Raw genomic sequence first — 212 nt, forward strand, 5'->3', positions numbered from 1 at the left:
CACTCTTGAATTGGCCTTCTGCTCTCTGCTGCTGGCGCTGATCATCGGTATCCCGCTGGGTATTCTGTCTGCTGTCTGGCGCAACCGTTGGCTCGACCACCTCGTCCGCCTGATGGCGATCACCGGTATTTCGACCCCGGCATTCTGGTTGGGCCTCGGCGTTATCGTGCTGTTTTATGGCCATTTGCAGATTTTACCCGGCGGCGGACGGC

1 protein-coding gene is annotated in these 212 nt (G+C 59.0%); it reads left to right on the forward strand.

The genetic code is table 11. The features are described from left to right. Positions 1-212 (forward strand): ABC transporter permease subunit (locus tag FDX22_RS00550; protein WP_146716569.1); only part of this gene is annotated, 212 nt, incomplete at both ends.

This window comes from Citrobacter sp. TBCS-14 (genome assembly GCF_005280805.1).
GTDB lineage: Bacteria > Pseudomonadota > Gammaproteobacteria > Enterobacterales > Enterobacteriaceae > Citrobacter > Citrobacter gillenii.